Genomic DNA, 23,989 nt, shown 5'->3' with positions numbered 1-23,989 from the left:
ATACTATTTATTTACCAATCGGTATTTAAATATAAATTTCACAGGAGTTAGGATATGAATAAGGCAGTAAAACAAGGGAAAGCCCTAGTAACAGGAGCATCAACTGGTATGGGTGCTATCTATGCTGACCGTATTGCTCAGCGCGGTTATGACTTGATTTTAGTTGCACGCGATGAGGCTAAGCTTACTCAAGTGGCAGATGATCTAAAGAGCAAATATAAAGTTGGAGTAGAGATTGTTCCAGCCGATTTAACCAATAAAGTGCAGTTAATCCAGGTGGAAAATATTTTGCGCTCAGATGAAAACATTTCTCTATTAGTGAATAACGCTGGTCTGGGTGCGGTCACTACGCTAGCAGAATCAAACATGAATGCAATCGAAGCTATGATAGATTTAAATGTGATTGCATTGACTAGGTTATCTGCCGCTGTTGTGCCTAGCTTCATTGCGCGTGGTAATGGTGCAATTATCAATATTGCATCAATCGTTGCGCTGGCACCTGAGCTGCTGAATGGTGCATATAGCGGGTCAAAAGCTTATGTCGTTAACTTCACGCAGTCAATGCATCATGAGTTATCTGATAAGGGTATTAGAGTGCAAGCCGTGTTGCCTGGTGCGATTGACACTCCATTCTGGGATAAAGGGGGGTTACCTATTAGCAATCTTCCATCACAAATAGTGATGCAGCCGGAAACGTTGGTAGATGCTGCGCTAGCCGGGTTTGATTTAGGTGAAGTGGTTACGATCCCATCACTACCTAATATTGCAGATTGGCAAGCGCTAGAGGCTGCCCGTAAAAACTTGGCGCCTAACTTATCTCATACCACGCCCGCAACACGCTATATCAACTAAAAATTAAATACACTTTTTTCAAAAATATACATTCAATATAAAAGAGATAAACATGACTAAATTATTAAAGTCACTATTATTAATCACTGCTGCATTTTCTATTATTGAGCCTAGCATTGCCTTGGCATCAGAAAAGTTAGAAGATGTGCCCACACGATATATAGAAGCCAATGGTATTAAGTTCTCATATCGTACTTTAGGGCCAACGTCAGGTACGCCTTTGGTGTTTTTGCAGCACTTTACGGGAACAATGGATGCGTGGGATCCGGCTGTTGTAAATACTTTAGCAAAAACCCGCCCTGTAGTGGTATTTAACAACAGAGGTGTTGGTGCTACAAACGGTGTGGTCGCTGACAATATCGGTCAAATGACAACTGATGCTTATGCCTTTATTCAAGCACTTGGTTATAAGCAAGTCGATTTATTAGGTTTCTCTATGGGTGGTTTTATTGCACAGGAGTTGGCAGCTCAACATCCTAAGTTAGTCCATAAGGTGATTCTTGCAGGAACGACCTATCAAGGCGGCGGCAACAATTTAATGCAGGTACTTGGCGAGGCTTTCTCTAGGGCCAATGCACCTGATCCACGTGATTATTTATTTTTCTCCCAAACAGATGCAGGCAAAAAAGCCGGCGCAGAGTTTTTGTCTAGAGTCTATGCAAGAACCAAAGATCGGGATCCGGAAAGTGGTAAAGAAATAGCAGATGCGCATGGCAAGGCTTTGATTATGTGGACCAGTACGCCTGATCATTACAAAACACTTAAAGCAATTCATCAGCCTGTATTAGTGGTAACAGGCAGTAATGACACAATGCTGAATACTGAAGGGTCCATCACCATGTACAAGCAATTAGAAAATGCGCAATTGGTGCTGTACCCAGATTCAAATCATGGCTCTATTTTTCAGTATCACGATGCATTCGTCAATACGACTAACTATTTTTTAGACCATTAATTTTAGTTGCTTATTTAAGGCTGGCCACATCTAGTAAAGATTGTGGCCAATAACATTTTCTATTTACCCGAGATAAAACATGGCACTAGTTGATGCGACATATATTACTAACGATAAAGTAATGGCAAACGCATGGCGTGTATTTGCGATTACCTGTATTGCGATTTTTATGGTGTCGCTCGATACCACGGTACTATACGCAGGGTTTAACAATATCTTGCACAGTTTTCCTACATCGACAGCGGCTGACTTATCGTGGGCGATGAATGCATATTCAATTGTCTATGCGGCTATGCTGATTCCTGCCGGAGGTATTGCCGACAAGTATGGCAGAAAAAAGGTATTCCTCGTTGGTGTGCTACTTTTTGTGACAGCTTCCTTTGCTTGCGGCGCTTCACCTAGTGTATTTTGGTTGATCGTGGCTAGGGTTGTTCAATCGATAGGAGCATGTTTACTATCGCCTGCGGCATTGGCAATAGTGCTGGAAGCCTTCCCTAGAGAAAAGCGTATGGTGGTGATGGGAGCTTGGGGTGCCGTGGGTGCATTGGCTGCAGCTTTAGGACCCGGTATTGGATCACTGATTATTGAGTTGGGTGGATGGCAGTGGGCATTCTTTATCAACATTCCGATTGGCTTGTTTTGTATTTGGCAAAGCGTAGCTACGCTTCAGGAGTCTGTACAACTAAGAGATAAAATGCGCTTAGACTGGGTTGGCGTATTGCAGCTCATGATTGGTGTTGGTGCGGTTGCATTTAGCATTGTTGAGCTTAATTCTGTTAGTTGGTCAAAATTGGAGCTAACCAGCATTGCCGTTGTGGGATTGGTTATTTTGCTGAGCTATATTCCTTGGGCAAATGCGAATGCTGAACCACTGTTTGAACTTAGTTTGTTTAAGCACAAAACGTTTTTATTTTCCAATGTGGCAGGGTTTGTATTTGCGATTGCATTCGCCATTATGTTTTTTTCATTCTTTTTCTGGATGAAAAATATTTGGCACTTTAGTCAGTTTCTGGCAGGGGCTTCCATTATGCCTGGCCCGTTAACCGTGGTGCCTACAGCAATTATCTCAGGCAAGATCGCTTCAAAAATAGGGCATCGACCATTACTCATTACAGGCACCATCACTTATGCATTAAGTAGCTTGTGGTTTATGACGGTGCCAGACGCCAGCCCTAATTATGTAACAGAGTGGCTACCAGGCTTGCTATTGAGTGGATTGTCGGTAGGGTTAGTATTGCCTTCATTATCTGCGGCTTCTGTGTTCGGGCTACCTACAAAAGATTACGCGGTGGGCAGCGCAATCAATCACGCCGTGCGTCAGATTGGTACAGTCATTGGCGTTTCTATCACCGTATTGTTGTTAGCAAAATATGATTTACAAATTGCTGACTTTCATCGCATGTACTCTATACACATTATGTTGGCGCTCACCAGCATGCTATTGTGCATTCCAATCAATACGCACCCTAAAGCAGTGACTCACTAAGCCTTAATGTTATGAATTAAAAGATAGAGATATGAAAATCATTATTACTGTACTACACACGGTGTGATAGATATATAGCCTTGTTTATACCATGCTTATCGCAGCACTGACGGACTCATTCAGCTATACGCTATAGTTTAACTTAGTACTGTTTAGCTAGACCTACTGATCGAAGACAACAAAAAAGGCACCTAGGTGCCTTTTTTGTTGAGCGTGAATCTCTTATTACTTAATCAATGCTGCCAGCAGCAGTGATGTTCATGCCGCCGTCTACATAGGTGATTTCGCCAGTGATACCAGAAGCTAGATCGCTGCATAAGAAAGCTGACGCGTTACCTACTTCTTCGATAGTAACGTTTCTGCGTAATGCTGCGTGTTTCTCGTTAAAGCCAATCATCTTGTCAAAGTCTGCAATACCAGACGCTGCAAGCGTTTTAATCGGGCCTGCAGACACTGCATTTACACGGATGCCACGTGGGCCTAGGCTTTGTGCTAAATAGCGTACATTCGCTTCTAAACTCGCTTTAGCCAAGCCCATTACGTTGTAGTTAGGCATGGTGCGCTCTGCGCCAAGATAGCTCAATGTTAATAAACTGCCTTTACGGCCTTCCATCATTGGGTAAGCGGCTTTAGCTAGTGCAGAAAAACTGTAAGAGCTAATGTCGTGCGCAATGCGGAAGTACTCGCGGTCAACAGCTTCCAAGTAGTCACCAGCAAGTGCGACTTTAGGTACAAATGCAACAGAGTGTACCAATGAATCTAAGCCATCCCAGTGTTTGGCTAGTGCAGGGAACAGTGCGTCTATTTGTGCATCTTCTGCAACATCACATGGCAACACAATTTTTGAGTCAAAATCTGCGGCTAAGTCTGCAACGCGTTTTTCATGTTTGTCCACTTGATAAGTGAAAGCAAGTTCAGCGCCTTCTCGTTTCATTGCTGCAGCAATGCCGTAAGCGATTGAGCGGTTACTTAATAAGCCCGCGATGAGTACTTTTTTACCAGCTAAGAATCCCATAGTTATTTCCTATTTACTTGTCATTAGAGGAAGGGGTGGTTTAGCGTCCGCTAAACTCGATAGCTGCGTGATCATGTAGATTCGATAGACGTGTGGAACTAACGATTACTTCCACTTCGTGGGTCTAGTGCATCACGCAAACCCTCACCGAGCAGATTATAACCTAACACGGTAATTAAAATCGCTAATCCTGGAAACAAGGATAGCCACCATGCAAACTGTATGTATTCTTTGCCATCGGTGAGAATATTGCCCCATGATGCTTGCGGCGCTTGCACACCTAAGCCTAAAAAGCTGAGGCCTGACTCCATGAGGACGGCACCAGCTACGCCTAATACTGCGCTGACAATGATAGGGGTCAGGCTATTAGGCAATAAGTGAGTGAAGATTAGCCTTGCGTTTTTTGCACCTAAAGTACGTGAAGCCATGACAAATTCACGTTCATTCAAGCTTAAGAACTCCGCACGTACCAGTCTGGTCACCCCCATCCATGAGGTGAGACCGATCACAATCATGATGTTAATGATAGAGGGCGTTAAGAATGCAATGACCGCCAGTATCAGAAAGAAGCTGGGGATAGAGAGCATGACGTCTACGATGCGCATGATGAGTGTATCTACCCAGCCGCGGTAGAAGCCAGCAAGTGCACCAAGTAATATGCCAATGGCGGTGGATATGCCGACAGCTACCAGTCCCACCAGCAATGAGATACGGCCGCCGTAAAGCATGCGGCTCAGAACGTCGCGTCCTAATCCATCTGTACCCATCCAGTGCTGCATAGAGGGCTGTAATAAGATGGCTTTCACATCAATATAGTTAGGGTCGTAGGGTGCCATGACGGGGGCGAGCATGGATAATACGAACACGCACATAATAATAATGAAGCCCGCTAGTGAGAGTGGGTTGGCTAATGCTTTTTTCATCAGGCTAGTCTGCATATTCATTGGCTTATGTCCTTGCCACGCCACGACGTACACGCGGGTCTGCCCATGCGTATGCAACATCGGCCAGCAAGTTTCCGATAAGCGTTAATGCTGAGCCTATGGTCAATATGCCCATCACCACCGGGAAATCACGCATCAGGACTGCATCGTAAAATAATTTACCCATGCCCGGAATGGCAAAAATGGTTTCTGCAATGACTGAACCGCCGATCAGGCCGGGGATGGATAAGCCTACAATGGTAATCAGCGGCAACAGCGCGTTACGTAAGGCGTGCGTGTATACCACTTTGCGCTCACCTAGACCTTTGGCGCGTGCGGTGGTGATGTAGTCTTGCTGCAGTACGTCTAGCATACCGTTTTTTACAAACAGGGTAATGCCTGCTAACCCTGTGATAGACGGTATCACAACGGGCAGCCATAAGTGGCTGAATGAGTCTTTGATTTTGTGCCAAGTGTCCATCGACTCATAATTGAGGCTGTGTAACCCTGAAATAGGAAACCAGTTGTGCACCACGCCTAACCAGTACATAAGCAGTAACGATAGCCAGAAGCTAGGGATAGAAAAACCGATAAAGTTAAAAAGGGTGATAGATCTGTCCTGCCAGCCTTGATATTTACGCGCGGCAATAATGCCCAGCGGTATGGCCAAAAGTAAGGTAATACCTAGCCCGAGCAGGTTGATCATCAGGGTAATAGGTAGGGCCTGCTGAATCATGCCTTCGGTCACGTTGCCATCTGCATCTACAGTTTGCCAAAACACCGGTTTCTGGTGAGATGCAAACGAATTGCCAAAATCTAATGTGGCCATGCGCTTTAACCATAAGCCATACTGCACGATGACGGGCTTATCTAAATGATACATCTCACGTAGTTTTTGCCTGGACTCTTCGCTCGCTTTGGGGTTGAACGCGGCTTCATTATTAGTAATGTCACCAGGCGCCAGATGCATGATAAAAAATGAGATCAGGCTGATGCCTATCAGCATCGGTATCATCCACAACACACGTTTGACTAGATATTTAAACATAATAGTTATTGAGTGCTAATTTCATTTCTTCTTAATGATTGTGGAATATACCAATCTTGTGAGTTGTGGCCTATACCAGCCGGTGGTGCGGGGTCATCAATGCCTTTGACGCGTTTATGGATAGCAGTCAAGCCGTAGCCAGCAGAGAGGTAGATGATAGGGCTGTCTTCCAGCAATATTTCTGCGAACTTGTGATAAATTTCCATGCGTTTATCAGGGTTGAGTTCTAAGCGCCCTTGTTCTAGTAGTGCATCCACTTTAGGGTTGTTGTAGCCAATAAAGTTAAACTGGCCTGGCGCCTGCTGGCTGGAATGCCAGATATTGTATTGATCAGGGTCTAAGCCCAAGCCCCAACCTAAGACGACCACATCAAAGTCACCGGTTTTGATAAAGCGACTGATAAAGCTTGCCCATTCAATAGCGCGGATTTTGACATCAATCCCCACTTCTTTCAGCCTGCGTTGAATCAGCACGGCAGATTTTTCACGCTCTTTGTTTTGGTTGGTGATGATTTCAAAACTGAATGGTTTGCCATCACGTTCCAGGATGCCGTCGCCATTGCTGTCGCTAAAGCCTGCTTCTTTGAGTAAGGCGCGTGCTTTAGCTGGATCATAAGGGTAAGGTTTGAGGCTAGGGTTGCTCCAACGCGTGCCGGGCTTGTATGGGGAGGCGATGTTAATGCCTAGGCCTAGATAAACACCGTCTATGATTTCTTGCTTGTCGATAGCATAGTTGATGGCACGGCGTACGCGCACGTCGTCAAATGGTTTGTGTTTGAGGTTAAACCCCATATAGGTGTAGCTGTTGCCCAGCTCTTTATACAGGGCGAGTTTTTTGAGTAATTCAGGACGAGCAGGGATGATGCGCGAATATTTAATCGGGTCTAAACCCATGAGGTCGATATTATCCGCCATTAACTCTAAAAACTGTGCAGAGTTATCAGGAATGATGCGTGTAATCAGGCGGTCGATTTGCGCTTGGCCCAGCACGGAGTTTGCGTTTCTGGAGAGTATCAGGTGTTCACCGTGCTTCCAGCTATCCAATTTGTAATAGTGACTGCCTACCGGGTTGCGCGCGAACGCGGTAGTGTGCAGGTCTTTGCCTGCAAGCAAGTGTTTTGGCAGTATTTGCAGGCCTGCCCAGCTATCTAAGGCTGGTGCATAGGCTTGCTCGTAAGTGACGCGAAAGGTCTGCGGGTCCGGCGTTTCTGCTTTTTTTACCAGTAAGAAATCTGAAGCATAGGGGCTGGCATTTTTTTCATTGGTTACCGCTTGCCATGTAAATAGTACATCTGCGCTGGTGAGTGGCTGATTGTCTGCCCATTTCAGATTGGATTTAAGCTTGAAAGTAATGGTTTTTTGGTCGGCGGAAATTTGCCAGCTTTGGGTTAAATCACCCTCTAGTTCCAAGTTCTTGTCGTACTTGAGCAAACTATTGAAAATGTTGCTGCTGATGGCAGAAGATGCTGACTCCCCGGCAATCATTGAGATCAAGCCACTAGGCTCACCGGTCATGGCATTAATTAATGTGCCGCCTGATTCTTTAGGAGAGCTGACGTTGTAATCAATCTGGTTGGCTTGGTCTGCCGGCGCACCACACCCAGCAATAAGCAAGGTGAGTGACAGGCTGATTGCAGTTTGTAAACGAAAGAGTGGGGGCATCGGCAGTATGATAGCTTAAACGTTATGCAGTTATTGAATGATCAGTTTGGCACCAGGTTTAATATGGGCGGATGACTTTTTGTTCCAGCGTTTTAGGTCTACCACCGCTACATCAAATTTATCTGCAATGCTGTGTAGGGTATCACCACGTTTCACGATATAAGTTTGCTTCTTCTCTACAGATTTGCTCTTATCTAGCGGCTTGCTCTTGTTTGCAGATTTTTTAGCGTCAGCTGCCTCTTTTGCGCTAGAAACATTGATGTTTAAGATTTGGCCAGTTTTTAATTTGCCATTACGCAGCGCATTGGCCGCCAATATTTGTTTAACACTCACGCCGTAATACTTGGCGATAGATTGCATCACTTCACCTTTTTTCACCTTGTGCGTGATGGTTTGCTCTTGCGGCGCAGTTTCTTTTTCTACTGCTGGCTCTTCAATCACCGTGAGTGGTGCATCGTCATTGCCATCCGCTTTAGGTACCAAGATGGTGGTGCTCTTTTTCATTTTGGCTTGCGCAGACAAATCATTGACGTCTCTGAGTTGCGCTAGATTCATCCCGAACTTGTTGGCGATTTTATCCATGCTCTCGCCGCGCTTTGCCTGGTAAGTTTGCCAGTTCACTAGCGGCTTTTCATAGTTAGCCAAGTTGGTTCTAAAAGTCTGTGCCGCCATGATAGGCAGCAATAGTTCAAGATTGCCGTTATCGCTATTAATGAGTGGGCGGTCATAGCTTGGATTAAGCGCCAGAAACTCTTCATGGTTAATCTCTGCCAGTTTTGCAACCAAGTGCGTATCAATACGTGCCGGTGCGCTCACTTTGGCAAAGTAGGGTGTGTTGGCGATGGTCGGTATTTTTAACCCATAATTGCCAGGGTCGGTCATCAGGTTCTTTACTGCCTGTAATTTAGGTACGTAGTTCTTGGTTTCATCTGATAAGTTGAGGCTTTCGTAGTCTGTCGGCAAGCCGAGTTTACGATTACGCTCGATGGCGCGACCTACGGTGCCTTCACCGGCATTGTAAGCAGCCAATGCTAAATCCCACGCGCCAAACATGGCGTGCAATTTCTGCAGGTAAGTCAGCGCGGCGTCGGTTGCCATGGTGATGTTGCGTCTATTATCTACCCACCAGTTTTGTTTTAAGCCAAAATGTTTACCGGTAGATGGAATAAATTGCCAGATGCCGGATGCACTGCTTTTGGAATAAGCCTTAGGGTTGTATGCGCTTTCAATCATTGGTAATAGCGCGATTTCGGTTGGCATGCCGCGTTTTTCAACTTCTTCAACGATATGAAATAGATAGCGCTGGCTACGTTCTACCATGCGTTGCACATAGTCTGGGCGTGAGCTGTACCACTCTTCATGTTTGGTGGTGAGTGCGGAGGTTGACTCCGGCATCGCGTAGCCGTTTTTAATGCGTTGCCACAGGTCATCATGCTGTGGGTTAGACTGGTCTGAATTGGCTGTGTTGGTTTCGCTACCAGCGTTGGTTTTGTTATCTTTGATATTGATTTCAAAGCTATCGGCCAGGCGCCCGCCACGAGTGCTTTTCTGGCTTTGCAGATCTTTGCTCGCTTCCGGTTTGCTGCCTAAATCACGGATGGCTGGTTTAAACGAGTCGTCTGAGAAGATAATAATCTCATCGCCAGCTACGTTGGAAATGGTGTTGGTTTCTGCCTGTAATGCAGGGCTGAACAATACACCTGCAGAGGCTAAGCTGATGAACAGTGTGGCATGAAATGTGCGCACGAAATTAACAGTGTTTTGGGCAGGGGTTTGGATGGATTGACCAATGCGTAAGAAAAATTGAATACCCATAGAAACGCTCTTGTTCATCATAATGCAACATAGTAACGAACGTGCGTTCGGTAAGTCAAGTTAAAATCACCGTAAATTACTTTATAAATATTGCCTATCTTCATGATTAATATGAGTTTCTAAGCCCTCTCATTGCGCTGAATGTTTGTAGTAAATTAGTGTTTTCTGTATGCAGGGATGCTTGAATTTCAGGCATATGGCAACGCAGAAATGGATTGGTTGCAAGTTCTAAGGCAAGATTAGATGGGAGCGTAGGCTGACCAGAGGTAATGCGTGCTTTCGCATCCTGCTGGCGCTTGATTAGTGACGCGTTGCCAGGCTCAAGCGTGAGTGCAAAGCTGATGTTATGCAATGTGTATTCATGTGTGCAGTACACTTGGGTGCTGGCAGGCAGGGCTGTAAGCTTTTGCAGAGATGCCTGCATTTGCGCCGGTGTGCCTTCAAACAATCTGCCGCAACCGGCGCCAAACATAGTGTCACCGCAAAATAGCCACTGTTGTGCGTCATGCTCAATGTAATAAGCAATATGTCCAAGCGTATGCCCTGGTACGTCTATCACTTTGGCGCTACTGACCCAGTCACCCAGATACACCTGCTGTGGTTCGCCCACCGGAGTGTGCTTAAATGGGTAGTGTTCCAATTTAGGGGCAAAAACTTCTGCATTCGGATATGTTCTTAGTAATAACTCCACTCCACCGATATGGTCTTGGTGATGGTGGGTAATTAAGATGGTTTGTAAATCCAGATTAAGTTTTTTTAGCGTATTAATCACAGGCGCAGCATCGCCTGGGTCTACCACAATTGCCTTGCGCTGGTTATGAATCAACCACAGGTAATTGTCGTTAAACGCCGGAATTGGAATAATTTGTACGGGATGTTGCATATCGTCTATCATCTGTTTCTAAGTATATTGCCTGACAAAGTTTATTTTAATTCAATTTAAAGTGATATCAACGCTATGAGCCAGCTATTGAATACAACAGCGTCGCAGCATCCAGAGCATCAATGGCTAAATTCCGCACTAGGTCGTTACTTACGACAAGAGGAGCAAGTGCTGTACGATCAGGCTGTGGTCGATTTGTTTGGGTTTAATGCATTGCAAATTGGCTGTTTGCAAATGGACTTGCTGCGTAATTCACGCATTGCACACCGTTACAGCTCTACAGAGTACGCTAACGTGGCAGAGTTCCCACATTTGTACTGCTGTGATGACTTTTTGCCTATTGCAGACGCAAGCCTAGACTTGTTGATTTTGCCACATCGGCTTGAGTTTAGTGAACGTCCCCACCAAACCCTACGTGAGGCAGAGCGTGTAATGATGCCGGAAGGGCATTTATTGATCTCCGGCTTTAATCCCTTGAGCTTGTGGGGTATGGCGTTATTTCTGAGAAACTTACTGCACAGCAATGATGCTGCTGCGAAATCTTTTCCGTGGACAGGTAGTTTTATCGGCTTAGGCCGCCTGAAGGATTGGCTGGCTTTGCTGGGTTTTGAAGTGGTTTCCGTGCAAATGTGCTGCCATATTCCGCCGTTTGAACAGGAATCCTGGCATCGCCGTTTTGGTTTTATGGGTAAGCTGGGCGCAAAATGGCTATCGGCTATCGGCGGGGTGTATTTTATTGTGGCCAAAAAACGCGTGGTAGGCATGACCCCCCTGAAGCCTAGCTGGAAAGCGCAGCCTGTTACATCCCCACTAGTGGTGCGGCCTACACAACGCAAGCCAAGTCAGCGTGAGCGTGCCGAGTGATTTATGTTGTAAGGCCTTTGTGCTCGCTATCAGCGTGCTCAGTTGCTGTTGGCTAAATCTGCATCAATGCTTTTCTGATTTCAGCTTCATCAATATCTTTACCAATAATCACGATGCGCGACATGGCTTCTTCTTCATCCCAGCCCTCAAGCAGCGTTGGCGGGTAAGGGGTAAAGTGCACAGCATGAATAGCGAGCGGTGCCGGCTGGTCTTCTGCGTGAATAATGCCTTTTAGGCGCAATAGTTTTGCGCCATGGGTTTGGCATAGCTTCAAAATCACAGGTTTCAAATCGCGCCAGTTGAGTGGCTTGGGCATGGTGACGGTAAAGCTGGTGATGCCATCCTGATGTGGTTTTTGCGGTAACGTACCTTTAGGCGTGCTAGCTTTGCCTGGTGTGCGTAGCCAGCGCTGAGGCGTTGCCGTTTTGCCGGTAGGGTCAAATAAGCCAACATCAATAATGCTATCCGGGTTGATTTCACCATGCTGAATCAAATGCTGGGTGGCTCCTGGGTTAATTTCTGCGAGTTTTTCCTGCAGCGCCTGTGTTGTCTCTGGGCTTGCGATGTCGGTTTTGGTGAGCAGTAATACATCGGCCACCGCTGCCTGCTTGAGTGCCTCGGGATTGCTCTCCAATTGTGTTAAGCCATAAACGCTGTCAATGGTGACCACAACTGCATCTAACCTGAAGGTTGACTCAATCACTGGCTCATTCATTAAATTGCCTAAAATCGGGCCAGGGTCAGCCATGCCGGTGGTTTCTATCACTAAGCGATTAAATTGCGGAATCGCCTGTAGCGCGCGCTTAAAGAATAAATCGCGCATCGTGTCTGCCAGCTCATTTTTTAGGCTACAGCAGATGCAGCCTGAGTTTAATAGCACTGTATTGTCTGCAATATGTTCACTATCTACCTGCATGGCTAAAATATGGTCCAAGCCTGTTTCGCCGAGTTCGTTGATGATGACGGCTGAATCATGCATTTTGGCGTCACTTAGCAGTTTGTTAAGTAAAGTGGTTTTGCCTGAACCTAAAAAGCCTGTGAGCAGCGTAACGGGGATGCGTTTATCCATAGTTTGAGATTGGTCTTAATGTTGGGTTAATCTGGTGTTCGAGTTGATTAAGCGTTGCTTCAGTTTGCAAATCAGTGTGTCTGTGTGGACGTATTGCAGTGTTGGCACAAGCCTTTGATATTAATGTCAATCGATTCCACATGGTAAAGCTTGAGCACCTGTTCCGGAAACTGCGGTTTTACTTCATGTATGCATGTTACTGCACCGCAGGCTGTGCAGTGCAAATGGGCATGCTGGTGTGCATTAGGCAATAACTGTTTTTGGTCAGTGCTTGCTTCGCTACCTTTACTATGTGTATAGGTGTTGCGTGAGTACTGGAATTTCCATGCGCGATTTTCACCTGAAATTTTATGGATCAGATGATGCTCGGTGAGCCAATCGAGCACGCGATAGATGGTGACACGGTCAAACTCTTTTTGGCTGGCCATTTGCTCTAAAATTTCAGAGTGGCTGAGCGCGTTGCGCGTGCTGATTAGCACAGTTAAAACGGCAAGGCGTGCTTTGGTAGGGCGCAGGCCAGCATCAATAAAAATTTGTTGTGTGTTCATAAGTAACTATGATGAATTAGGGGCGGATTATGAACTACACGAGAGCATGGAGCAACCCGCCTTATGCCTTGCCCAGTCTGGGCGTTTATCTTCAAATTTCTCCATGCCCGCTTGTTGGGTGTATGGGTTTTTTAATAACTTAAGCAGGGTTTCAATCATGCTGGAGTCACCTTGCTCTGCTAAATCAATCGCTTCTTGAGCTAAGTAATTACGCAAAACATAACGCGGATTATGGCTAGCCATGCGTGCCTGCCTAGCAGCAATTGATTCTGTGCTTTGCAATATGCGCTTGGCATACTGGGCTAGCCAAGCGTTAAAGTCGCTCTCGAAATTGGTGTAACCTTGCTCGGTGTAAAACGCGATTTTTAAATCTGCGATATTAGGTGAGGCTAAATTGATATGTGATAAATGGGTGAAGAATAATGTCATGTCCACTTCGGCACGGGTCATCAGCTCAAAGCAGCGGTTAATTAATTCACCATCGTCATCTTGCCATGTGTCTAAGCCAAACTTGCCTACAAGTGCATCAATGAGGCTTTGCGTGTAAACGGTTTCATACTGGTCTAAAGCGTGATTTAAGCCAACAGCATCTGGCAAAATAGTGGATAGTGCATCAGCAAGACGTTCCAGATTCCAGCGCCCAATATCATGCTGCCTGCCGAAGCAGTAGCGCCTGCCTTGTGCGTCGGTAGTGTTTGGGGTCCAGCCTGGGTCAAAATTATCTACCCAGCCATAAGGGCCATAATCAATGGTGAGGCCGATAATCGACATATTGTCTGTGTTCATCACGCCATGTACAAAGCCGACGCGCATCCAGTGGGCGATCATGCGTGCTGTGCGTTCGCAAATCTCGGTAAACCATGCTTCAATCAGTGCTGTAGAGGGTTCGTCTTTGGATAAGGTATGGTTTTGTTGTTGAAGCCAGTCGCTAAAGTCGCGGTCTATCGTAAAACCAATCATTTGTTTTAAAAGTGCTAGGTTGCCACGGCTGGCTAGTAGCTCAAAATGTCCAAAGCGCGTAAACGAAGGTGCCACACGGCATACAATTGCGCCTTGTTCCATTTGTGGGTTGCCGTCGTAAAACATGTCACGTACTACTTGGTCGCCGGTGCAAACTAAGCTTAGCGCGCGAGTGGTGGGTACGCCTAAGTAGTACATCGCTTCACTGCATAAAAACTCACGTAATGATGAGCGTAAGACCGCACGCCCATCGGCACGGCGCGAGTAGGGGGTCTCGCCAGCGCCTTTAAGCTGCAATTCAAAGCGCTGGTTGTTGTGTACCAGTTCGCCTAGGTAAATGGCTCGGCCATCACCTAATTGGCCTGCCCAATTACCAAACTGATGGCCGCCATAGCAGGTCGCGTAAGGCTGCATACCCGGCAGTAGTTGATTGCCACCTAAAGCGTTCACCATGTCTGGGTCGTGCATGTCTGCATCTGAAAGCCCCAGCATCTCCGCCACATCACTTGAGTAAGCCATTAGAGAAGGAGCTTTAACCGGTGTGGGCATGACGCTAGACCAAAGTGCGTCTTTTACCTGGCGTGTGTAGTTGTCTGTGATGGCATCGCCAGGAAGTTCTCTGTAAAAGCGATTATCAAAATTAAGTGTTCTCATACCTGCATTTTAGATGGTTTGGCTTACTTAAAGTTACAATTTTTTGCAGTGAATCATAGGCCGGCTCATGTATCATTGCGGTTATATTGGAAATAGAAAAAACGGAATGAACGTATTTTACGAAGAAGACGGTAACTTTAAGGTTGCCAGCATCATGAGCGAGGCTGAAAGCTCGATGCAAATTGAATCAATTAGCGGCAAACGCAGCAAAATAAAAGCGGCTAATGTGTTGTTACGCTTTGACGCGCCATTGTCTGGCTTTTTAGAAACCGCACAAGCTGAGGCCGATAAGCTTGAGCTTGATTTTCTGTGGGAGTGTTGCGGCGAGGACGAGTTTAACTTTGAAGATTTTGCACAAGAATATTACGGTAAAAAACCTACAAATCTAGAGGCTGCAGCCGTTGCTATTCGCCTGCATAGTGCACCGGTTTACTTTAACCGCAAAGGCAAAGGCCGTTACAAGGCTGCGCCAGCAGATATTTTAAAAGCAGCATTAGCCGGGCTAGAGAAAAAGCGTTTGCTGGCAGAAAAAATGGCAGGCTATGTGGAGCAGCTAAAGGCGCTCACCATGCCAGATGAAATCATGCAAAAGCGCGATATGCTGCTGTACGAGCCTGATAAAAACGCATTTGAATATAAAGTGGTAGATACCGCTGCCGGCGCCTTGCATTTAAGCCACCTTAAATTGTTGCATGCTTGTGGCGCGATTCCCTCTGTGCACGACTACCACCTAGGCGCTTTTTTACGCGAGTATTTTGCCAAAGGTACTGCGTTTACGGATGAGCAAATCTCGGCAGTGTCTAGTGATATCAGTTTCGATTTACCTATGGCCGAAGCTGAGGCGTTTAGTATTGATGACAGCACCACGACTGAGATTGATGATGCATTCTCCATCCGCGAGCTAGAGGATGGTGTGATATGCGTAGGTATCCATATTGCAGCGCCAGCATTAGGCATTAATGTGGATAGCCCTTTAGATCTTGCTGCGATGCACCGTTTATCTACGGTCTATATGCCTGGTCATAAAATCACCATGTTGCCTGAGTCTGCGATACGTCCGTTCAGCCTAGATGAGGGGCAGATTAAACCAGTGCTGTCGATGTATCTGCACGTGAATCCTGACCTGACGATTGCTCAGCGCCATAGCAAAGTGGAGCTGATTAAGGTGGCAGAAAATCTGCGACATGATGCGCTGGAGCCATACTTTAATGAAACAACGCTGGCGGCAGATAGTGGTCACCCGTATTGGTCTAAGTTATTGTTTTTATTTAACTTGGCCGAGTCTTTGGAAAAAGCGCGCGGCAAGTATGACCCGACTAAACCGCCACAAGTAGATTACAATTTCTACGTGAATGATGGCAAAGTCAGCATAGTAGGGCGCCACCGCGGTTCGCCGATGGATAAGTTAGTGGCGGAGTTGATGATTGAAGCCAATGGCCAGTGGGGTGCGCTCTTAGCTAGCCACCAAGTGCCGGGTTTATACCGCGCGCAAATGGGCGGTAAGGTGTATATGACCACCAAAGCTGAGCCGCATCAGGGCTTAGGTGTTGCACAATACTCGTGGAGCACATCACCATTACGTCGTGCGGTCGATTTGATCAATCAAAGGCAAATTATCAGCGTGGTGCAAAATCAGCCACCGGTTTATCCGCAAAATAGTGATGCGCTCACCACGCACATGCGTAATTTTGAGCTTACCTATAAGGCGTATAGTGAGTTTCAGATACGGATGGAGCGCTATTGGTGCTTGCAGTATCTAATTCAGGAAAATATCCAAGAAGTACACGCGACTGTATGGCGCGAAAACCTAGTGCGCTTAGACAACTTGCCGTATATGGCCAAAGTTTATGGTCTGCCAGAGTTAAAGGTCGGTACCCGTGTCAGCCTGCAAGTGCAGGAGGTGGATACGCTAATGATGGAGCTGAAAACTAAGTTCCTACATGTGTTAGAGAATGAAGCCGTTGTCACTGAAATGCCTGCTGAGGATGAGGCTAACGAAGTGGAGGCGGCTTAGTGTTCACTGCAGCTAAAAAGATGCTAAGAGGGCTGGCAAACGCTGCTTTGAATGAAGCTGTCGATGTCAGTGAAATTAATGGTGTACGTGCGCTGCATTTAGGTTCAGCCACGGTACAAAGCGCGATGCGGATTAGAGAGCCGTTTGAACTTGAGCTCACTTACACGCGCGCCATTATGTGTTTTTTATTGTTTCACAACAATATTAAACACATGCTGACAATAGGCTTGGGTGGCGGCTCAGTTGCCAAATATGTGTATGCGCATTGTCCGGAGATTAAAGGCACTGTCGTTGAGATAAACCCAAGAATCATTCAAGTGGCTAAAAATCAGTTTTTTGTGCCAGAAAATGACGAAAAACTTGAAGTGATCGAAGGCGATGGCTTGGCTTATTTGGCTGAGCATACCGAAGTTGCTGATGTCTTATTTATTGATGCTTTTGATAGCAATGGCATTCCCCCTGATTTTTGCAGCCAGGACTTTTTTGACCAATGTGCCAATACCTTAAAAGAGGAAGGCATATTTGTGATTAATCTCTGGGGCAGTGATAAAAAGTTTGATGTGTATCTGGCCAGAATCGAACAAAGCTTTAATCAGCGCGTATTGATATTGCGTACGGGTAAACCGGGCAATATCGCCGTATTTGGCTTTAAGCAAGGCATTGCAGACTTAAGGCTCAATAGCCTGCGTGAGCGTGCCAAATCGCTAGAACAAACACACAAAATTGAATTTATGCAGTTTGTAGAAAAACTGGCAGACAATAACAACAGCAGTAATAACCGAATATTTATGAAAAGCGATCGTTAATTTATGGCATTTGATACCAACAAACCACGCGTTCAAAACAATACGCGTGAGCAACACAATCAGCGCGCACCACAAGGCCAGCAAAGCAGACCACCACAAGCCAGTAGACAAGCACCTAACCGCTATTTTGCAACCTGCCCACGTGGTTTAGAGCAGCTACTGGCAGATGAGTTGAAGCAAATCAGCGCAAAAGTGGTGAATGTGACGGATGGTGGTGTGAGCTTTGATGGGGATTGGTCAATTTGCTATGCGGCTAACTTACACTCACGCCTTGCTACCCGTATTTTGTGGCAAGTGGGTCGCGGTAAGTATTTGAATGAAGAAGATTTGTTCAATGCGGCTTACAAAATGAACTGGCCGCAATGGTTTGATGTAAAGCATGACTTTATGGTGAAAGTTACCGGCGTAAAGTGCCCGTTAAAAAGCTTAGAGTTTGCCACGTTAAAAATCAAAGATGCGGTGTGTGATAAATTCAGGCAAGCCGTTGGTAGCCGCCCTTACATTGATACTAAAACACCAAGCGTGCGTATTCATGCCTACCTCACTACTGATGAGTATCAATACTACGTGGATACCTCAGGCGCAGCGCTATACCAGCGCGGCAACCGTGGTGCCAGTATTGAAGCGCCGCTCCGTGAGAACTTGGCCGCTGGTATTTTAAAACTCACAGGCTGGCAAGTAGGGCAACCGCTGTTAGACCCAATGTGCGGTAGCGGTACCTTCTTATTAGAAGCCGCTATGGTGGCACTAGACATGGCGCCAGGTATTAAACGTGAATTTGGTTTTGAGAAACTGAAAACGTTTGAATCAGATACTTGGAAAAAGATTAAAAACCAAGCGCTGAGCAAAGTTAAAAAAGTCAGTTTTCAAAAAATCTATGGCTCAGATATGGATTTACGCGCAGTACGCGTGACTAAACAAAATTTGGAAGCCGCGGGTTTGTTGGAGGCTGTACAAGTATCGCACGTAGATATGCTGAATGTAATTCCGCCAGTTGATCATGGCGTGTTAGTCGCCAACCCACCTTACGGTGTGCGTATTGGTGAAGATGAAGTGCTCACCTTGCTCTACCCAAAAATGGGCGAAACGCTTAAACATAAATTTGCGGGCTGGAACACTTACTTCCTCACCAACGATTTACGCATGCCTAAGCTGATGCGCCTTTCACCAAGCAAAAAAACACCGCTGTTTAATGGTCCGCTAGAGTGCCGCTTGTTTGAAATTAAAATGGTGGCAGGGTCTAATCGTAAAGATAAACCAGAGGTATAAGGAAACCACATGGCAGACTCATTGGATGCACTCATAGCCCGCGTTAATGCCTTTGTCACTGAGCGTGATTGGGCACAGTTTCACTCACCCAAAAACCTCGCCATGGCCATGATCGTAGAGGCGGGCGAGGTGGTAGAGCACTTTCAGTGGATGACCGAAGACGAAAGCCGCAATTTGGATACAGAGACTAGAGAGCAAGTCGGGCAGGAGCTGTCTGATACTTTGGTTTATTTGCTGCGGATTGCCGAAGTTTGCGGCATTGATTTAATTGAAGCAGCGAATAAAAAAATAGACTTAAACGCGCAAAAATATCCAGTAGATAAATGCAAAGGCAGTAACGCTAAATATAGCGCGTACGAATAACCAACTAGGCTATTAGTCCAACACTAGTTAGCCCTATATTAGCCAGCGTTATTGTTGTGAGGAGCAAAAGATGAGTGATGTAATTCAATCTCCAGTGACCCAGTTGCTTCAACAGCAGGCCATTCCTTTTGACGTTATTGAAATCCCCTTAAGTGAAGATAAAAAACCAATTCGCAGCTTAGAGGAACTACTCACTAGCAAAAGCTTAAACCTAAATGCAGTCGTACGCAGTGTGGTGTTTAAAGCGGACTCTGGTAGTTACACTTTACTCGCGACAGCAGGCGGTGGTCGTGCCGATTGGGGTATATTACGCAAACACCTAAACGAGCGTAAATTACGCATGGCGGAGTATGACGAAGTGCCTGAAGCTACGGGCTATGTGGTTGGTGCAGTGCCGCCGATAGCACTGCCAGAAACTGTGCGTGTCTTGGTAGATAAAAGTGTCCGCCAATATGAAACAGTGGTGATAGGCAGTGGCGTGTTAGGCTATGCCATCGCACTTAAATGCAAAGATCTACTCACTTTATTAGCTGGTGCAGATGAAAGTGAGTTCGTAAAGGTTTAAGCTAGCCTAGAAGCTGCTATGCTTCTTTAAAGCATCGGCTTAGTTGGAATGTCCCTAAGGGTCACGTTAGTGAGGGAGGGCAAAGGTACATTAGATCTTCACTACTAATGTCGATGCCATAAAATCACCCAACCTACGATGCGACCCGAAAAAAATAAATACCCAGTCAAAAATTCCTAGCGGAAAAGTAATGTTTCTTAAAAATGACTGGACGCATGAGCAGGGTTGCATTGTTAAGTGATCAATAACCTTTATTTTTAAGAGTTTTTTACCAATACTTTGACCATTTGGCAGTGCATCTGAAAAAAGAAAGTATGTTAGACCAATGATGACTGCCAAAAAGAGCGCAGCATCCTTGCCGATGGTGGTATGCAATAAGTAAAAGGTAAAAATGCTCAAAGAATAGGTGATTAAACCATCAATAAATTGACCTAGAAATCGCTTGCCTGGGTGCGCTAATTTTATTGTTGTATCTTGCAAATCCAACTCTCCTTATATGCATCAAGCTCTACTATGGCTGCTTAGTTCTATACTGATAAACTGATTGGTATTAAATAAAAAAAGCCCAGCAAACTAATCTGCTGGGCTTTGATTATTCAAGCTTACAACTTATAAAACAGCTAAAGCTGCTTCGTAGTTTGGCTCGTCTGCAATTTCAGCTACTAACTCGCTGTGTAGTACTTTGTTGTGCTCATCCAGCACTACTACTGCGCGTGCTGTTAGGCCAGCTAGGCTGCTGTCTGTGATGAATACGCCGTAATCTGTTGCAAATTTAGCGGTGTTGCGGAATGTAGATAGTGTTACTACATTTTCAATGCCTTCTGCACCGCAAAAACGGCTTTGTGCGAAAGGTAAGTCTGCAGAGATGCATAGCACTACTGTGTTAGCTACGCTGCTGGCTTTTTGGTTGAATGTGCGTACAGAAGTTGCGCAAGTTGGTGTGTCGATACTTGGGAAAATGTTTAACACTTTGCGTTTGCCAGAGAATGCGTCGAGTGATTGTGTCACGCGCTTTGCATCGGCTAGTTCAAAGTTTGGGGCTGTTTGGCCTACTTGTGGCAGGTTACCGCCTACGTTAACTGGGCCGCCTTTGAGGGTCACTGTTGCCATGCTTAATTCTCCTTATGTTTAAAGTGGCTAACTTTATCGTTTATAGTTAAACCAATCAACCATAAATTCATTGTGGGTTAGTAACAGGCTAGGTATCTTACTAGCCGTTTACACACTTGTTTGATTGGTTTTTTGAGCTTATTACGCGAGTAGGTCTTCGCTCAAGTAACCAATCGTCATGGTTTGATTATGTAATACGCTATCGTTAGTGTCTGGTCTTGGCGCAAATTCGCCGTATGAATAAAAACCGGTGATTGCTGTTTGGTTGCCTAAAATTTGCTGGACTAGTTTAACCTCGTCCGCCACTAGGTCTGCCATTACACCTTTACGGCCAACACAGCTTACACAGATAGCTAGCCCTGTTTGGTTTACATTCGCATGACTAGATACTAAATGCGCAGCATCGCCAGCGCCTTCTACTAAGCGGTCGTGCGTAGATTGGCATAAGCGCACGGTTTCACCTTCATCTACGTTGCCAGCAAAGGTCAGGCTGTTGGTTTTCGGGTCAATAGCGAGCAGGGTGCGAATCTTCTCAATGTCGCGTTTACCTTCCTCAATCACAGCAAACGGGAATTTTAGGCCGCTACCTGGCAGCTCTTTAGCAGAGTGTGCACCGATGTACATGTTGTACAGCGGCAATGCAGGCTTGCCATCTAACTCAAGCACCACGTTTTTATCGGATTTAGTTACTTTGCGTGGAGGGCCGTAAGGTTTCCAGCCTCTGCCTACGCCTGTGGCGGCAATTAAGCTGTTGCCGTATAAGCCCACGGCAATCACCAGCCCATCAGATGATGTGTCGTTAAATAACTGTACGGTTTTGTTAAAGTTAAAGCCATCACCAGCCATGCCGCCCATAATTGGCGTTTCACCGAGTTCACTTTTAAAGCCTTCTAGCAACTCAGAGCCGTTGACGTTTAAACCATCAGAATACACAAGCACTGCTTTTAGACTGTCTGATTTTAATTGTTTTGCCAGGGTCACTGCGGTTTCAAATGAGTTTTGCATGCCGGTCATTTTGGTGTGGGTAACACGCTGTACCGCTTTTTCCCACAAGATTGCAGTGATTTGCAAGCTATCATCGTAAACACCTGTAGCGGTGATTTCACCAGAGGTAGAACAGCCTATGATTTGCGCTGCTGGGTAACGTGCTTTTAATGTGCTCTGAAGCTTGGCTTCACTAAAGCGCTTTACTGACCCGAATACCAATACCAAGTTAGCGGATGGTAGAGGTGAAGTGGCGGCTAAATCTTTGAGTGACATTTTAGCTGTTAATGATTCTTGTCTGATTATCATGCTTATCCCTTGGTGACCTGCATCGACCTTTAAAAATATTTATTACCGCTTAAGATTTTTATTGTATTCTGCCAAATGTAATAAATTGTAATGAATTGTAACTTTCTTCATTATAGATTACCCTTTAGAGGGATTGAAATAGATATTATTATTTTTTTTGATTATAGAATAATGGTATTGCTTATTAAGACATACTGTATATAAAATGAAATATAACAAGTGCAGAATTGATACTTAAGTAGCAATGCATACAAAATAAAGGAGCTTACTGGTGAGCCAGGAAAAGCCGTTTCAGGAAAAGCTGACATTAGATCAGCTCTCAACAATCAAAGTGATGGTGATAGATGATAGCAATACGATTCGTCGTAGTGCTGAGATATTTCTTAAAGCATCTGGCTGCGAAGTGATTCTCGCGGAGGATGGTTTTGATGCATTGGCAAAGATATCGAATGAGCATCCCGACCTGATTTTTGTTGATATCATGATGCCGAGATTAGACGGCTATCAAACTTGTTCCCTCATTAAAAGAAACGCACGCTACAAGGCAACACCTGTGATTATGCTGTCTAGCAAAGATGGCTTGTTTGACCGTGCGCGTGGCCGCATGGTCGGTTCCGACCAATACCTTACCAAACCCTTCACTCAAGAAACACTGATAGAAGCAGTGCAAATCTATGGTGCCAAGGCTAAAAGTTATCAAAAAGAGGTGGATTGAATATGGCAATACAAACTATTTTAGTTGTCGATGATTCTGCAACAGATCGTTTTTTTCTGACTGAAATGTTGGAAACTGCGGGCTACCGAGTAATAGGGGCAGAAAGCGGCGAGGAGTGTTTAACTAAAGTGACTGCTAGTCCGCCTGATCTTGTGTTATGTGACGTAGTGATGCCTGGCTTAACTGGTTTTCAGGTGACGCGCACACTGACTAAGAATCCTGCCACTGCACATATTCCGGTTGTACTGTGTACAGGTAAGTCACAGGCTACAGATTTAGCTTGGGCGCTGAAAATGGGCGCTAAAGCCTGTGTTACCAAGCCAGTGGTGGAGTCTGATTTACTGGCAATCATTAAAACACTAGAGTAATAAATTTTTAAAGTAAGTGGTTCACCATACGCTTTTCTTTTAATGGTAATGACTAGGACTAATAATTAATCGTGGCGCAAACTTCTAATTTACGTGAGTTTCAAGAGGCGATTCTTTCTAAGCTGAAAGATGCCGCTAGCCAAGTTGGAGGTGAGTCTTCGTCTCGTTTAGGCGTTGTGGTCGGCGGTAAGAGATTTTTAATCAATTTGCAGGATGTAAAAGAGGTGCTGCCAGTGCCGCCAATGCAATTAGTGCCATTTACGCAGCCATGGTTTTTGGGTGTTGCAAACGTTCGCGGTAATTTATACAGCATCTCAGATTTGGCGCAGTTCATGGGTATGCCAGCGACGCCTAAATCGGTTAATAATCGAATTTTATTGCTTAGCACAGAATCTACGGTGCAGGTGGCGTTGCTAGTGGAAAGCTTGATTGGTCTGCGTAGCGTTCAAGGGATGCAGTTGCAATCTGCAGAAGTCGATGCAGGTTTCTTTAGCATGAATGCTTATCAGGATGCTGAGGGTGGGGATTGGCTGGAGCTTGATGTGGAAGCGCTGGTGCAAAATAAGAGTTTTGTACAGCCAACTTAAGATATAACCAGCATGCGGATGTAGCTCACAGTTGGCAGAGTTCAATGATTATCTTGGTGAAGTGTGCGCACTGCAAGTGAGGCTGCTGTAATCGCGCTGAGTTATGTTGATGCTGTATTAGTGCCGTGGTTAAATGCAGAACAGTAGTGAAGTGTAGATATTTTAA

The 23,989-nt window shown here is 45.5% G+C and carries 24 protein-coding genes; 12 read left to right on the top strand and 12 right to left on the bottom strand.

Translation table 11 applies throughout. The annotated features are described in order from the left end of the window. Positions 1–54: 54 nt before the first annotated feature. From MMOL_RS06670 to MMOL_RS06660, 3 genes are all read left to right on the top strand, one after another. On the top strand, positions 55–852 hold the full coding sequence (locus tag MMOL_RS06670) for an SDR family NAD(P)-dependent oxidoreductase (RefSeq protein WP_015832256.1): 798 nt from the start codon (positions 55–57) through the stop codon (positions 850–852). Between the two features lie 52 nt (positions 853–904). Continuing rightward, on the top strand, positions 905–1,807 hold the full coding sequence (locus MMOL_RS06665) for an alpha/beta fold hydrolase (protein WP_015832255.1): 903 nt from the start codon (positions 905–907) through the stop codon (positions 1,805–1,807). Between the two features lie 79 nt (positions 1,808–1,886). Beyond that, complete coding sequence (locus MMOL_RS06660) at positions 1,887–3,293, top strand: MFS transporter (RefSeq protein WP_015832254.1); 1,407 nt, start codon at positions 1,887–1,889, stop codon at positions 3,291–3,293. A 229-nt stretch (positions 3,294–3,522) separates the two neighbouring features. Here the strand turns inward: MMOL_RS06660 and MMOL_RS06655 are convergent, their stop codons facing one another. From MMOL_RS06655 to gloB, 6 genes are all read right to left on the bottom strand, one after another. Then, positions 3,523–4,308 carry an enoyl-ACP reductase FabI gene (locus MMOL_RS06655; protein WP_015832253.1) on the bottom strand — a complete coding sequence of 262 codons (786 nt, stop codon included), beginning with the start codon at positions 4,306–4,308 and terminating at the stop codon, positions 3,523–3,525. A 98-nt stretch (positions 4,309–4,406) separates the two neighbouring features. After that, entirely contained in the window at positions 4,407–5,231 is an 825-nt protein-coding gene (locus tag MMOL_RS06650; RefSeq protein ID WP_187287241.1) for an ABC transporter permease, read from the bottom strand. Between the two features lie 25 nt (positions 5,232–5,256). Then, entirely contained in the window at positions 5,257–6,279 is a 1,023-nt protein-coding gene (locus tag MMOL_RS06645; RefSeq protein ID WP_015832251.1) for an ABC transporter permease, read from the bottom strand. Positions 6,280–6,284: 5 nt separating this feature from the next. Further along, positions 6,285–7,940, bottom strand: a complete 1,656-nt coding sequence (locus MMOL_RS06640) for a peptide-binding protein (RefSeq protein ID WP_015832250.1) — start codon at positions 7,938–7,940, stop codon at positions 6,285–6,287. Between the two features lie 30 nt (positions 7,941–7,970). Further along, the gene (locus MMOL_RS06635; RefSeq protein WP_238524360.1) at positions 7,971–9,776 is read right to left on the bottom strand and encodes a LysM peptidoglycan-binding domain-containing protein; all 1,806 of its coding nucleotides are present in this window, start codon (positions 9,774–9,776) and stop codon (positions 7,971–7,973) included. An 85-nt stretch (positions 9,777–9,861) separates the two neighbouring features. Then, the gene (gene gloB, locus MMOL_RS06630) at positions 9,862–10,650 is read right to left on the bottom strand and encodes a hydroxyacylglutathione hydrolase (protein ID WP_015832248.1); all 789 of its coding nucleotides are present in this window, start codon (positions 10,648–10,650) and stop codon (positions 9,862–9,864) included. A 63-nt stretch (positions 10,651–10,713) separates the two neighbouring features. Here gloB and MMOL_RS06625 point away from each other — a divergent pair, with 63 nt between their 5' ends. Then, complete coding sequence (locus tag MMOL_RS06625) at positions 10,714–11,502, top strand: class I SAM-dependent methyltransferase (RefSeq protein ID WP_015832247.1); 789 nt, start codon at positions 10,714–10,716, stop codon at positions 11,500–11,502. Positions 11,503–11,554: 52 nt separating this feature from the next. Here MMOL_RS06625 and MMOL_RS06620 read toward each other — a convergent pair whose 3' ends face one another. The 3 genes from MMOL_RS06620 to MMOL_RS06610 form a co-directional block, all read right to left on the bottom strand. Then, positions 11,555–12,571, bottom strand: a complete 1,017-nt coding sequence (locus MMOL_RS06620; protein WP_015832246.1) for a CobW family GTP-binding protein — start codon at positions 12,569–12,571, stop codon at positions 11,555–11,557. 71 nt (positions 12,572–12,642) lie between these two features. After that, entirely contained in the window at positions 12,643–13,119 is a 477-nt protein-coding gene (locus tag MMOL_RS06615) for a Fur family transcriptional regulator (RefSeq protein WP_015832245.1), read from the bottom strand. A 27-nt stretch (positions 13,120–13,146) separates the two neighbouring features. After that, the gene (locus MMOL_RS06610) at positions 13,147–14,733 is read right to left on the bottom strand and encodes a protein adenylyltransferase SelO (RefSeq protein WP_015832244.1); all 1,587 of its coding nucleotides are present in this window, start codon (positions 14,731–14,733) and stop codon (positions 13,147–13,149) included. 106 nt (positions 14,734–14,839) lie between these two features. On the opposite strand from MMOL_RS06610, the gene MMOL_RS06605 reads away from it, so the two are divergent. The 5 genes from MMOL_RS06605 (at position 14,840) to MMOL_RS06585 (ending at position 19,750) form a co-directional block, all read left to right on the top strand. Next, positions 14,840–16,747 carry a ribonuclease catalytic domain-containing protein gene (locus MMOL_RS06605; RefSeq protein WP_015832243.1) on the top strand — a complete coding sequence of 636 codons (1,908 nt, stop codon included), beginning with the start codon at positions 14,840–14,842 and terminating at the stop codon, positions 16,745–16,747. Further along, positions 16,747–17,553 carry a polyamine aminopropyltransferase gene (locus MMOL_RS06600; protein ID WP_015832242.1) on the top strand — a complete coding sequence of 269 codons (807 nt, stop codon included), beginning with the start codon at positions 16,747–16,749 and terminating at the stop codon, positions 17,551–17,553. The genes MMOL_RS06605 and MMOL_RS06600 overlap by 1 nt, the downstream gene beginning before the upstream one ends. Positions 17,554–17,556: 3 nt before the next feature. Next, positions 17,557–18,822, top strand: a complete 1,266-nt coding sequence (locus tag MMOL_RS06595; RefSeq protein ID WP_015832241.1) for a THUMP domain-containing class I SAM-dependent RNA methyltransferase — start codon at positions 17,557–17,559, stop codon at positions 18,820–18,822. Between the two features lie 9 nt (positions 18,823–18,831). Then, the gene (locus tag MMOL_RS06590; RefSeq protein ID WP_015832240.1) at positions 18,832–19,185 is read left to right on the top strand and encodes a nucleotide pyrophosphohydrolase; all 354 of its coding nucleotides are present in this window, start codon (positions 18,832–18,834) and stop codon (positions 19,183–19,185) included. A 70-nt stretch (positions 19,186–19,255) separates the two neighbouring features. After that, entirely contained in the window at positions 19,256–19,750 is a 495-nt protein-coding gene (locus tag MMOL_RS06585; RefSeq protein WP_015832239.1) for an aminoacyl-tRNA deacylase, read from the top strand. A gap of 90 nt (positions 19,751–19,840) precedes the next feature. On the opposite strand, the gene MMOL_RS06580 is transcribed toward MMOL_RS06585, so the two are convergent. The 3 genes from MMOL_RS06580 to MMOL_RS06570 all read right to left on the bottom strand — a co-directional run bounded on the left by MMOL_RS06580 (position 19,841) and on the right by MMOL_RS06570 (position 22,153). Further along, positions 19,841–20,230, bottom strand: coding sequence for an RDD family protein (locus tag MMOL_RS06580; RefSeq protein WP_015832238.1), 390 nt, complete (start codon positions 20,228–20,230; stop codon positions 19,841–19,843). A gap of 129 nt (positions 20,231–20,359) precedes the next feature. Further along, a complete protein-coding gene (gene tpx, locus MMOL_RS06575) occupies positions 20,360–20,860 on the bottom strand; it encodes a thiol peroxidase (RefSeq protein ID WP_015832237.1) in 501 nt (166 codons plus the stop codon). A 141-nt stretch (positions 20,861–21,001) separates the two neighbouring features. Beyond that, positions 21,002–22,153 (bottom strand): FIST signal transduction protein, encoded by a 1,152-nt coding sequence (locus tag MMOL_RS06570; protein ID WP_015832236.1) that lies wholly within the window; start codon positions 22,151–22,153, stop codon positions 21,002–21,004. 334 nt (positions 22,154–22,487) lie between these two features. Here MMOL_RS06570 and MMOL_RS06565 point away from each other — a divergent pair, with 334 nt between their 5' ends. The 3 genes from MMOL_RS06565 to MMOL_RS06555 all read left to right on the top strand — a co-directional run bounded on the left by MMOL_RS06565 (position 22,488) and on the right by MMOL_RS06555 (position 23,823). Continuing rightward, positions 22,488–22,868 carry a response regulator gene (locus MMOL_RS06565; protein WP_049764514.1) on the top strand — a complete coding sequence of 127 codons (381 nt, stop codon included), beginning with the start codon at positions 22,488–22,490 and terminating at the stop codon, positions 22,866–22,868. A gap of 2 nt (positions 22,869–22,870) precedes the next feature. Next, positions 22,871–23,236, top strand: coding sequence for a response regulator (locus MMOL_RS06560; protein WP_015832234.1), 366 nt, complete (start codon positions 22,871–22,873; stop codon positions 23,234–23,236). A 71-nt stretch (positions 23,237–23,307) separates the two neighbouring features. Then, positions 23,308–23,823 carry a chemotaxis protein CheW gene (locus MMOL_RS06555; protein ID WP_015832233.1) on the top strand — a complete coding sequence of 172 codons (516 nt, stop codon included), beginning with the start codon at positions 23,308–23,310 and terminating at the stop codon, positions 23,821–23,823. Positions 23,824–23,989 lie beyond the last annotated feature (166 nt).

Origin of the sequence: Methylotenera mobilis JLW8 (assembly GCF_000023705.1) — a bacterium.
GTDB lineage: Bacteria > Pseudomonadota > Gammaproteobacteria > Burkholderiales > Methylophilaceae > Methylotenera > Methylotenera mobilis.
This window is presented reverse-complemented; position numbering and strand designations above follow the sequence as displayed.

Excerpts from the sequence above, each read along its gene's own strand:
- MMOL_RS06650 (WP_187287241.1), bottom strand. The coding sequence starts at position 5,231 with ATGAAAAAAGCATTAGCCAACCCACTCTCACTAGCGGGCTTCATTATT.
- MMOL_RS06625 (WP_015832247.1), top strand. The coding sequence starts at position 10,714 with ATGAGCCAGCTATTGAATACAACAGCGTCGCAGCATCCAGAGCATCAA.
- MMOL_RS06640 (WP_015832250.1), bottom strand. The coding sequence starts at position 7,940 with ATGCCCCCACTCTTTCGTTTACAAACTGCAATCAGCCTGTCACTCACC.
- MMOL_RS06660 (WP_015832254.1), top strand. The coding sequence starts at position 1,887 with ATGGCACTAGTTGATGCGACATATATTACTAACGATAAAGTAATGGCA.
- MMOL_RS06590 (WP_015832240.1), top strand. The coding sequence starts at position 18,832 with ATGGCAGACTCATTGGATGCACTCATAGCCCGCGTTAATGCCTTTGTC.
- MMOL_RS06570 (WP_015832236.1), bottom strand. The coding sequence starts at position 22,153 with ATGATAATCAGACAAGAATCATTAACAGCTAAAATGTCACTCAAAGAT.
- MMOL_RS06620 (WP_015832246.1), bottom strand. The coding sequence starts at position 12,571 with ATGGATAAACGCATCCCCGTTACGCTGCTCACAGGCTTTTTAGGTTCA.
- MMOL_RS06615 (WP_015832245.1), bottom strand. The coding sequence starts at position 13,119 with ATGAACACACAACAAATTTTTATTGATGCTGGCCTGCGCCCTACCAAA.
- MMOL_RS06560 (WP_015832234.1), top strand. The coding sequence starts at position 22,871 with ATGGCAATACAAACTATTTTAGTTGTCGATGATTCTGCAACAGATCGT.
- MMOL_RS06585 (WP_015832239.1), top strand. The coding sequence starts at position 19,256 with ATGAGTGATGTAATTCAATCTCCAGTGACCCAGTTGCTTCAACAGCAG.
- MMOL_RS06670 (WP_015832256.1), top strand. The coding sequence starts at position 55 with ATGAATAAGGCAGTAAAACAAGGGAAAGCCCTAGTAACAGGAGCATCA.
- MMOL_RS06610 (WP_015832244.1), bottom strand. The coding sequence starts at position 14,733 with ATGAGAACACTTAATTTTGATAATCGCTTTTACAGAGAACTTCCTGGC.
- MMOL_RS06665 (WP_015832255.1), top strand. The coding sequence starts at position 905 with ATGACTAAATTATTAAAGTCACTATTATTAATCACTGCTGCATTTTCT.
- MMOL_RS06595 (WP_015832241.1), top strand. The coding sequence starts at position 17,557 with ATGGCATTTGATACCAACAAACCACGCGTTCAAAACAATACGCGTGAG.
- MMOL_RS06635 (WP_238524360.1), bottom strand. The coding sequence starts at position 9,776 with ATGATGAACAAGAGCGTTTCTATGGGTATTCAATTTTTCTTACGCATT.
- MMOL_RS06655 (WP_015832253.1), bottom strand. The coding sequence starts at position 4,308 with ATGGGATTCTTAGCTGGTAAAAAAGTACTCATCGCGGGCTTATTAAGT.
- gloB (WP_015832248.1), bottom strand. The coding sequence starts at position 10,650 with ATGATAGACGATATGCAACATCCCGTACAAATTATTCCAATTCCGGCG.
- tpx (WP_015832237.1), bottom strand. The coding sequence starts at position 20,860 with ATGGCAACAGTGACCCTCAAAGGCGGCCCAGTTAACGTAGGCGGTAAC.
- MMOL_RS06565 (WP_049764514.1), top strand. The coding sequence starts at position 22,488 with ATGGTGATAGATGATAGCAATACGATTCGTCGTAGTGCTGAGATATTT.
- MMOL_RS06645 (WP_015832251.1), bottom strand. The coding sequence starts at position 6,279 with ATGTTTAAATATCTAGTCAAACGTGTGTTGTGGATGATACCGATGCTG.
- MMOL_RS06605 (WP_015832243.1), top strand. The coding sequence starts at position 14,840 with ATGAACGTATTTTACGAAGAAGACGGTAACTTTAAGGTTGCCAGCATC.